The 10,491-nt window shown below is 44.1% G+C and carries 5 protein-coding genes and 1 pseudogene; all 6 read right to left on the bottom strand.

Annotation, left to right across the window (positions count from 1 at the left end; all coding sequences use genetic code 11):
- A partial coding sequence (locus tag RMO27_RS08365; protein WP_309731247.1) for an MFS transporter occupies window positions 1-545 on the bottom strand: 545 nt, incomplete at its 3' end.
- 489 nt (window positions 546-1,034) lie between these two features.
- Window positions 1,035-2,024, bottom strand: a complete 990-nt coding sequence (locus RMO27_RS08360; RefSeq protein WP_309731245.1) for a PEP-CTERM sorting domain-containing protein — start codon at window positions 2,022-2,024, stop codon at window positions 1,035-1,037.
- A gap of 140 nt (window positions 2,025-2,164) precedes the next feature.
- Complete coding sequence (locus RMO27_RS08355) at window positions 2,165-3,151, bottom strand: PEP-CTERM sorting domain-containing protein (protein WP_309731243.1); 987 nt, start codon at window positions 3,149-3,151, stop codon at window positions 2,165-2,167.
- Between the two features lie 117 nt (window positions 3,152-3,268).
- On the bottom strand, window positions 3,269-4,228 hold the full coding sequence (locus RMO27_RS08350; protein ID WP_309731242.1) for an SDR family oxidoreductase: 960 nt from the start codon (window positions 4,226-4,228) through the stop codon (window positions 3,269-3,271).
- 51 nt (window positions 4,229-4,279) lie between these two features.
- Window positions 4,280-9,235: a non-ribosomal peptide synthetase gene (locus RMO27_RS08345; protein ID WP_309731240.1), complete on the bottom strand. Its 4,956-nt coding sequence runs from the start codon at window positions 9,233-9,235 to the stop codon at window positions 4,280-4,282.
- Between the two features lie 50 nt (window positions 9,236-9,285).
- Window positions 9,286-10,491 (bottom strand): annotated as a pseudogene (locus RMO27_RS08340) (hypothetical protein); the annotation flags it as partial.

Here is a 10,491-nt window from a genome sequence, read left to right as displayed (position 1 = left end):
ATGCCACTGAAGATTAATATACTTCCGATCCAAAAAGCCATGTTAGGGTGAATTTTATAAAAAATCGAACCTAAAACTGGACCAATTCCAAATCCCAGACTAAAAAATAGTGCGTCTAATCCATTCACAATTCCACGATTTCGATCGCTGCAAAAGTAGTTAACAGCGGTTTGTCCTGAAATCAGATATAAGCAAACGGCCAAACCCATTATTCCCCGAATAACAAACCAATGAGAGAGTTGATCGGTTAGGGGATACAGCGATGCACTGATCGCCATTAAGCCAAACCCTAACATCATTGTATAGCGTAACCCAATTTTACGTAAAATAGCAGCGACGATCGGTGTTCCAATTGCAATAATAAAAAAATAAAGGGTAGAATTTAGACCAATTATAAAATCATCAATGCCCTTCTGTGCCATAAGAGTGGAGATAAAAGGATTAAATAATCCCAGAGAAATTCCAGATAAAAGCGCGACAATGTATAAGGCTGGAAGACCAGATGAAAAGGGAGAATCTGAGCGTTTAATTTCTTCGGCATTCATAACTTAGTTGACTCCGTATAATGAAATTCTGCTTGGCTATACCAATCCTCAATCAACGACAAGACTTCCAGACTTTAAATCGCGATCGCCGCCATAGCGATCGGGGATCGATAGATTGAGCTGAAAATGAAGATAATACATAGCCATCAAATCATTTAGGATCGCTACAATGAATTGATGGCTAGTTTTATCTCACGAATTCATGGGAGTTCTAGAGCTTTTCGAGCGGGGTTGATATTGTCCAAGCAGGTTTAGAAGAAGGGCAAACACATCAAGTTAAATACGATCGCAAAGGCATGGAGCTTAAAAGCATAACTAGCATTTGAGCGAATTCAACATTTTAAGCTCTTGAATGCAGATTATGACGGAAGAGTTGTATTAATTTATGCTCTGACCGTTGCAACTTTCTGTGGATAAAATCATCTACTTGAGAGGATTTTAAATTTAAAATCTTGATGCCTTTACCCTAGTATTATACAGGAAAATTAGTTATCGATCGGCAGAAAAAGCTTTTTTGAGCTTATTCAATAATCCAAATGTCCCTAACAACAAAAGTCCGCCAATACCAGAGGGTTCTGGGACTGCCGTTGCGGCAGATTCACTAACAATTCTAACGGATAATGGCAGACGAACATTAGCGATGAAGTAAGGATCTTGGAAATCACCTGCAAGAAAAGGTGCACCTTCATCTTCCGACACAAACTGAATCCGTCCACCACTACTTTGATTGACGTCAGCTAGAAAGGCATCAGCTAATCCATCGAGCAAAGGTGATAATCCTAACTCTTTGGACACAGTAACTGGATTGGAAAACAAAACCTCTAAGTCATCATCGGTACCACTAGTCGCGCCATAGTCGAAAGCAACATGTTCATCACTATAACCAAACTGAAGAATTTTAGTTGTGCCAAAATTCATAAACCGTTCGACAGCATTAGGATTGGCGGCATAAATTCTTTCTTCAACAGTGGAAGTGGGACTTCCCAACCAATTTTGCCCGAATAAATCGGCTCCTAAATTCCAAGTTTGTCGAAAATCTTGGTTGCTCTTTGCGCCAAAGCCATATCCCAAATCACTGATGGAAATACTATTAGTAGTGACGTAATTGGAAAAGTTGGAAAATCCGTTAATGCCGTTCAAAGTAGCTGCACGAGTAGCTGTGTTACCTACTAAAGGACTGGCATTCCGACCACTTGCATAGTAAGGGGCTATACTTAGAGCGGGATCGTTGAGACTAACTTCTAGATGTCCCGCATCGAGGACATTAGGATCGACGACGTTGAAGAAAGCAACGTAACCTTGATTATCACTACTAGTACCACCGAAAAAGTTTAAACTATCTGTGAAAGTCAATGGGCGAGCTTGAATCAACTGCAAGTCATTGTAATTAAAGCTGGCAGCCCGAACGGGAGCTGAAAATATAACAGCAAGACTAGTGCTTGCAACACTGGATAGCAGAGCAAAGTTAGAAAGTTTCAATTAGAATTCCTCGCAAAATGTAGTTAATTGATGTGTTCACTGCAATTAGATATCAGTAAGCCACTAACTTAATTATGCCCAAGGAAAAACTAAATGATACAGTCAAATTGCTGAGGGTACTGGACATTTACCAAAATCAGTTACCGATCGGCAGAAAAAGCTTTTTTGAGCTTATTCAATAATCCAAATGTCCCTAACAACAAAAGTCCACCAATACCAGAGGGTTCTGGGACTGCTGTTGCGGCAGATTCACTAACAACTCTGATGGATAATGGAAAACGAACATTAGCTATGAAGTAAGGATCTTGGAAACTACCTGAGGATGTAGGTGCACCTGGATCTTCAGATACGAACTGAATTCGGCCACCACCATTTGGATTGACATCAGCTAAAAAGGCATCAGCTAATCCATCGAGCAAAGGTGATAATCCTGCCTCTTTGGTCACAGCAACTGGGTTGGAAAACAAAATATCGAAGTCATCATTAGTACTAGTAGTAGCACCAAAACTGAAAATAGCATATTCATCACTATAACCAAACTGAAGAATTTTAGTTGTGCCAAAATTCATAAACCGTTCGACAGCATTAGGATTAGCGGCATAAATTCTTTCTTCAACATTCGAAGTGGTACTTCCTAACCAATTTTGACCTAATACATCAGCTCCTAAATTCCAAGTTTGTCGAAAATCTTGGTTGCTCTTTGCGCCAAAGCCATATCCCAAATCGCTGATGGAAATACTATTAGTAGTGACGTAATTGGAAAAGTTGGAAAACCCGTTAATGCCGTTCAAAGTAGCTGCGCGAGTAGCTGTGTTACTAACTAAAGGGCTGCCATTCCGACCACTTGCATAGTAAGGTGCTATATTTCCAGGGAGATCGTTGAGGCTAATTTCTGCATGTCCCGCATCGAGCGCAGTCGGATCGACGACATTCAAGAAAGCAACGTAGCCTTGATTACTATTAGGATCGCCGAAAAAGTTTAAACTATTGGTGAAAGTCAGGGGGCGAGATTGAATCAACTGCAAGTCATTGTAATTAAAGCTGGCAGCTTGAACTGGAACTGAAAACACAATAGCAAGGCTAGTACTTGCCAGACTTGATAGCAGGGCAAAGTTAGAAAGTTTCATTGGAATTCCTCGCTCAATATAGTTGATAGCTGTTTGGCAACCAGCATGAAAATCTCGCTGTCGGATGTTCTTCCAAGAAGTCGGCGGATTTTCGATCGAGTTAATATGCGACTCCGCTTAGGTAGCTGATTGAGCATGGTGGTCGCGGAACCAAGAGATCGTCTTGCGAATTGCCTCCCGGTGAGGAGTCGAATGACTGCCAAATACTCGCTCATACTTACGATGATCGACAACAAAAGGTTGTTCAAATTCGTAACTAATTTCTTTGATTTCGCGCAGCATCGGACTAAACAAGCCTAGAAGATTCAACATCATTGGGGATGCCGTTCGTAATTTGGGGGTTTGTTGTGCCTCAACAAAAATCAGGTCGAGAAACTGCTGGGTCGTAATAGTTTCAGCACTAGGAATATGCCAGATTTCTCCATCAGCTTCTGCTCGCTCTCCTAGCGTGACTAAACCTTTGGCAAAATCTTCAACAAAAGTGTAGGTGTGGGGGACATCTAGCTTGCCAATTAGGTTCAGGGTTTTGCCTTCTACCAGAGCTTGAAACACCACTTCTCCCATCATGGAGTTGAGTACGTTGGGACCAAAAAAATCAGATGCTCGACCGATCGTGGCTCGGATCTTGCCCGCTTGATGGGCTTTCATGAGTTCGTTTGCTAACTGAGCGCGGACTAGCCCCTTGTGCCCAGTGGCTCGATCTGGTAAATCCGTTGTAATTGGCCCTGTCACCTGACCATACATGTAGAGATTGTCTCCGTACACCACTTTGGCTCCTGAAGCCACAGCCCCGCTAATTACGCCTGTCATCATCGGAGGTAAAGCTTTGACCCATTCGGGATAGGGCGCATTAGTACAGTGGTAAATTACGGATGCTCCCTGGCAAATCTTGCTCATTTGGGAGACATTAGTGATATCGCCCTGGACAACTTCAACCTGATTTCCTAAATTAACTTCCTTGATAGCAGAGCGACTGACAGCCCGCACTCGTTTCTCTTGCTTAACTAGCTCTCGAACTACGGCACTGCCGAGTCCGCCACTTGCACCTAAAACAACATGTAGATCGGAACTATTCATCATCAAACCTTGGTAAATAAATAAAATGGGAGATTAATAATCGGCAAGAGACTAAACCAAGGGGAGTTTTGCTTTAGTTGTGGGAACTGCGACTAACAGATCTTCGAGCAGAGATATATAGCTTGCCCCCAATTCCTGAATCGTTGATTGCAGATGAAAGTTATCAGAATATTCAATAGTCACGGTTAAGTTGCCATCGACGATTGAGAAGAAAAATTCTAACAAAGTAGTGCGTTGTCGATCGGGTTGCGATAAACGCCGATCTGATTCTTCAGGCATAAATTCAAAAATATCCGATTGCGGGAGTGTCCGATTCCCCAAATAATTAGCCCGTACAGGTGTCAAATTATTGTCGGGGTATAAATAATTGGGAAGTTGAGATCCAATCCAATCAAAGGTGATTCCATTCATTGGTAAGCCCGCAAATTTTTCCTGAATTTGTTGGATGAGTTGACCCCAGTTAAGCTGAGCATCTACTGAAATGCCAATGGGGAAATTGACAGCAAAATTACCCATCGCCTCAAAAAACTGATTTCCATCTCCCAAATCTCGTCCATGAGAACGGTGACTGATCGCTACATCCGCACGCTGGCTCCACTGCCCCATCAATCGATACAGCGGAGCGAGGAGCAGAGAATATACATTACTCTGGTAGTGAGATTTGGCTTGAGTCAAGAGGGTAGTACTATTAGCTTCAGACAATACCCACTTCTCCTCACGGGCAGATATTTCGAGGTTAACGCCTTGGTGGCGATCGCATGGAACTTGAAAGACGGATTGCTCAGACGGAAATTGAAACAGCCAATAATAGGGATGACTTGCCAACTTGCCTTGCTGTTCGGCTGCCATAAGTAGTCGAGTGAAGTCTAAATAAGAAGCTTTCGGCGCGAGCGGTTGGGGTGATTCTGATTGAGATCCGATCAACCGATGATATGTCAACCACAATTGTTGAAAGATTAGTTGACTACTCAACATATCTCCATTTAAATGATGTCCGAGCATCACAATCTCATAACAGCGATCATTAATTTTGACAATAATCACTTGAAACAGTGGGCCTCGATCGATCTTCAATTCGCCACTGAGTTGTTGGATTAACCCCTGAATTTGGCAATCTCGCTGTTGTTCGCTATGCTGCGTTCCGTCATAAAAGACAATATTTGCAGGAGTACTCGGTGGCAAGACTTGCTGCCACCATTTACCCTCCTTCTGTACAAAAATAGTCCGTAAACTGGGATGGATTTCGACTAAGTGCTGAAAACTCTGCCGAAATACTTCAGCATCCAGCGGTTGATGATACCGAAACCGAGAATAACCCGCCCATTGATAAGGAGGCTCAAAGTAAGCGAAGATCCAACGTTGTCCAGGGCCAGCCGGGAGATATTCATCTTGTGATTCTGTCGGGGGAGACTGCTCTGCCTGGAACAGAGTAATTAAAGCTTGGCGATCTAGTTTGCCATTATGATTTTTGGGGAGATTGGGCAACCATTCCAACCGATGGGGAATCATATAGTGGGGCAAATGTTTGGCTAGATGCGCCTTGACAATCTGGGCGGCAACGGGTTCTCCGGCTAAACCAGCAACTAAGCGTTTTTGACCCAATTCATAATCAAGGGCGACTACCGCCGCTTCTTTGATGTTGGGATGACTAATCAGGATGTTTTCAATTTCGCCTAATTCAACTCGAAAACCGCGAATTTTGACTTGGCTATCGATGCGTCCATGGTATTCAAAGCTACCATCTGGGAGTTGTTTGGCTAAATCCCCTGTGCGGTAAAGATTTTCACTAGGAATGTGGGTAAAGGGATTAGCTGGAAAAGCTGCTGCGGTTTTTTCGGGATCTTTCAAATAGCCTTGGGCTAATTGAATGCCCCCAAGATATAATTCTCCTAAATTCCCTTGTGGTAGAGGCTGGAGCTGTTCGTCAAGGATCTCTAAATAAACATTATCGATGGCTTGACCGATGGGAATACTATTTTCTCCTTTCGATCCAGGACGCGATTGGATCAGATGACAGGTGACATCGATCGAGGCTTCTGTCGGTCCATAGAGATTGGCTAATCCGACCCGATCCCCATACTTGTCTAGCCATTGTTGGATAAAGGGCATCGGCAAGGCTTCGCCGCTAAAGATCAACCAGCGTAAATCGGGAAATTCGTTGGATTTATCCTCTAAAGCCTCTAAAAACTCACCAAACAACGAAGGGACAAAGTGCAGAATATTAATTTTGTTTTCCTGCATCCAGGGAGCCAAAGACCAAGGATCGCGAACGACGTCCCGTGATACTGGACAAACGGTTGCGCCAACCATTAACGGCCAGAAAATTTCCCAAACCGAGATATCAAAACAACAAGAAGTTTTTTGGGCGACCCGATCCCCTGGTGTCAGTTGAAAGGTTTTTTGCATCCAGTTCAGGCGATTCATATACCCTTGGTGATTGAGCATCACACCTTTGGGGCGACCCGTTGAGCCAGAAGTATATAAGACCGTCATCAAGTCTTCAGGGTGATTCAGCAATGATGGGGTTTCTAGCGAGTAAGTAGACCATTGCTGTTGCTGGATTTGGTGGAGATGGGCAAGGGGAAGGCAAGGTTGGCCCTTGTCCAAAAATAGCACCGTATTTAAGGGCAACTGTTCCTGATAACATGCCTGAAATTGGTCGATGAGTTGATGCTCGGTTAACAAAATGCCGATCTCTGCATGATCGAGCATGTAGCGAATTCTGGCTACGGGATAATTGCTGTCAATCGGTACATAAGCTCCCCCTGCTTTGAGAATGCCCAAAATCCCCACCCACATCAGGGGACTTTGGTGAACCATAATTCCCACTAAAACCCCTGGTTTGACTCCTTGGGTGCGCAAATAGTGAGCAACCTGATTTGATTGCTGATGAAGTTGTTGATAGGTGAGGGTATTAGTTCCTGCCAATACGGCGATCGCCTCAGGAGTCCGCAAGGATTGTTGGCTAATTTCAACATAGGGAATTTTGCTACTGGTTGAAGATCCTAGCGTTGGTTCAGCCGCGATCTGGTTTTGGGCTAATACCGCTACTATTTCCCGGACACTTCGACAATTCAACAAGGCGCGACGATCGATCTTACCTACTTTCTTCTCTAGCTGGGTGACAATCCGCACTAGCTCCAAAGAATCTATCCCCAAATCCATTTCTAAATCTAAATCGAGATGTTTGTCGTTGAGAGCTTGATGACAGATTTTGCTGACAATTTGGGTGACTGAATCGAGCAGATCGTGGCGATCTACTGCTGCCAAAGAAGTTCGATCGCTGGCTGAGTGTTGTTCGACTAAATCTGGTTTGTTATAAATAGTTAAAGCTTGTAATTGCTCAACGTATTTCTGTAGCAAGTTTTTGATGACTGCTGCTGGCAAACTCTGGCGATCGTGACTAGCAAATAGATGTAAACGATCGTTAAATATTTCTTGTAAAATATCTAAAGTTCCAGGGGCATTGATGCCCCCTGCTCGGTATTCGAGGATTTGCAAAGAGCCATATGACTGTTTGAGATGAGTTTGCCCTGTAAACGGCAAGAAAATATTCGATTTCAGAATTTGGGCAATTGAGCCGACCAAATGCGCTGGCAATTTGCCGCTAACTAACGGGATTTTTTCACGAAAAATCTGGGCGATTTGTTGGTTTTGAATTTTGTCGTAGTCGTTAACTAAACCATCTTGAATCGTTTGATGAACCCGATCGAGCAGGATTTCCCAGGTTTCATCGTGGTGCGGTCGATCGAAGCGGAGGGCTAAATTTTGAGCAAAACTACCAACGATGTCAGTGGCATCAACTTCTGGATAAATCCGGCCACTGGTAGGAATTTGGAGCATGAATGACTCCGGCTCAATCTCAATTGCTGAGATCGCTTTTAAAAAAGCTGTCACCAACAATGAATTTAGTGGTAATCGCCATTCTTTCGTCTTGGCAATCAGATTTTGGGTGAGTGTTTTGTCTAAACAAACTGCCTGATTTTGAAAGTTGATTTGAGCCGGTGTAATCGCTGTTTGAGTGGGATTCCAGACATAAGATTCCTTGCCATGAACGTGAACATAATCTAACAAAATTTTGTCTCGATCGGGAGCCTGGAAAGCATTCATCTGCCGCACACAATCGCTATAGGTAGTGGCGGAAACTGCTGCTGGGAGATGAGGAACTCTGTGCTCGGCTGTGGCTTGATAAATTTCTAAAAATTCTCTTAAAATTTGCTGATTGCTTAAGCCATCAGCAATTAAATGTTCGTTAGCAAAGATTAATTGACAAACAGATTCTTCGATCTGTAATACGGTAAATTGATGCAGCGGCCAAGTCGTGAGACTCCAATTAAAATTCAGCCAATCAGTCAGTTCTTGTTCGATCGCGCCTGCTGTTTCCGCCGGATGGAGATGACGCAGATCCTTGGTCAGAATCGCTGGTGCGGTGGGATTAGTTAAAATTTCTAACTGATACTCTTGAAAACTGGTCGCCTGTTCGGGAATTGTGAAATAAGCTCTGAGCATGGGATGGCGGTCAATTAAGGCTTGCCATGATGATCCAGCCAATTGGATGTCAAATTGCCCCTGAAGCCTTACTGTTGCAAACAGACTACTAGAATTAACAATCCAATGTCCCAGTAATAGGAAATACTGACTATCCAGAATTTCTGTAGTTTGCTGGAGTGGTTGTTCGTCAAGGGTTTCGATGCCGGCACTGCCAGCGATGTTAGTCACTAAGTCCGTATCGGGTTTGGGTGCGGCCAACCAGGGCTGAGTCGTGTTAATAATTTCCCGAATGGTTTGTAGCTGCATTAATTTGGTGACAGGAACAGATTCCAAAAATTTAGTTTTTTGCTGTTCGGGAACCAGTTGGATTAAACCATTAACAATTTCCACCATCTTGATCGAATCAACGCCTAAATCGCTTTCTAAAAATAGATCTGGCTCTAGGTCTTCGACATCATGCCTGGTGATTTTAGCAACTTCAGTTAAGATCTGTTGTTGACTGTTAGCTAAACTCATGCAGTTCTCCTTAAAGTAAAGTCTAAATATGGGGTGTATTAACTGAAAGCCTAAAACTTTAATTTGCGTAATTCATTAGTCAAAGCCAGATAGCTTGATTCCCGTGACTGGTTCGATAGAGAAGGCAGTTGTGCTAGCGCAGGCAAAGGAACATCCGTCGCGGCGGCTAATGTCTGTTCCGAATCTGCTGGAAATTTCACGGCGATCGCTAGCTCTGCGGGTGTTGCGATCCAGGAACTATCCAGCACGGGAGGCTTGTAAGTTTTCCGTTCAAAAGGATAGGTTGGCAGCGGGATACTCTGCATTGCGGCGGGAAATAACCCTTTGCTATCGAACCATACGCCAAACACTGATAGACGAGCCAAGAGCGTTAATACTCGCTCGACGATCGGTAACTGGGAAGTTAACTCTAACCACAAGTTTGGCTCTTCGATACTGTCTATTTGCGCTGTGAGGGTTGTCGAATCACCTAAATAACCATAGACACCTACTTGAGTATGCTTCGATCGAACTTGCTGGAGTTGCAAACTTGGGGACGATTGGATCAGTGTTGCTAATTGTTGGGCATCAAATTGTGAGGGATATTGAAAAGTGCCTTGGTCTGTAATCAGCGCACCATTCCAGCTCGCGGTTGCGGTGTTGGTATTCACCACCGCAGTTATCGACTGTACCGTCTGCTTGGCTGCGAGTCGAACCAGCAAGGTCATTGCCTGTTCTACGTCGAACATTCCGCCCAGACAAGCTCCCACTAAAACGCCCACACCGGCGGCATGAATGCTGGTGGGCATCACGGCCAAGGACATCAGTAAATTTCCGAAAGCATACTGTTGGGCAAAACTGCCGATTTCTCCATCCAGTTGGGGGAAATCCTGTGACTTAGTTGGGGAAATAACTTGCGCAAAGGCTTGTTCGCATTGCTGGTAGGCTGTTTCAAAGGCCGCAAATCTGTGCCGCAAGAGCGTTACATCTGCCGCTGTGAACAGACTCGTGCCATCAAGTAGCAAATAGAGGGGTGTGGATCGCTTGGGATTACAATTATGGAAATAAACTGGTACTGGGGGCTGGTGGTCTTGAGCGATCGCCGTTAGTGTGGCGAGCAGTTGTCCTCGATCGCTAATGACAACAGCCGCCTTATAGGCAAGTTCCCGCTGCGCTTGATTTAAAGTAGCGCAGACTTGCAGCTCGGATACTTCCGGATATTGACTCAGATGGAGTGACAAATCCCGCGCAACTTGGCGGAGGCTATCTTGGTTTCG

The sequence above is a fragment of the Chamaesiphon sp. OTE_75_metabat_556 genome, from assembly GCF_031378165.1.
GTDB lineage: Bacteria > Cyanobacteriota > Cyanobacteriia > Cyanobacteriales > Chamaesiphonaceae > Chamaesiphon.
Note: the sequence above shows the minus strand (reverse complement) of the source record. Positions and strands in the feature narration are given on the sequence as shown.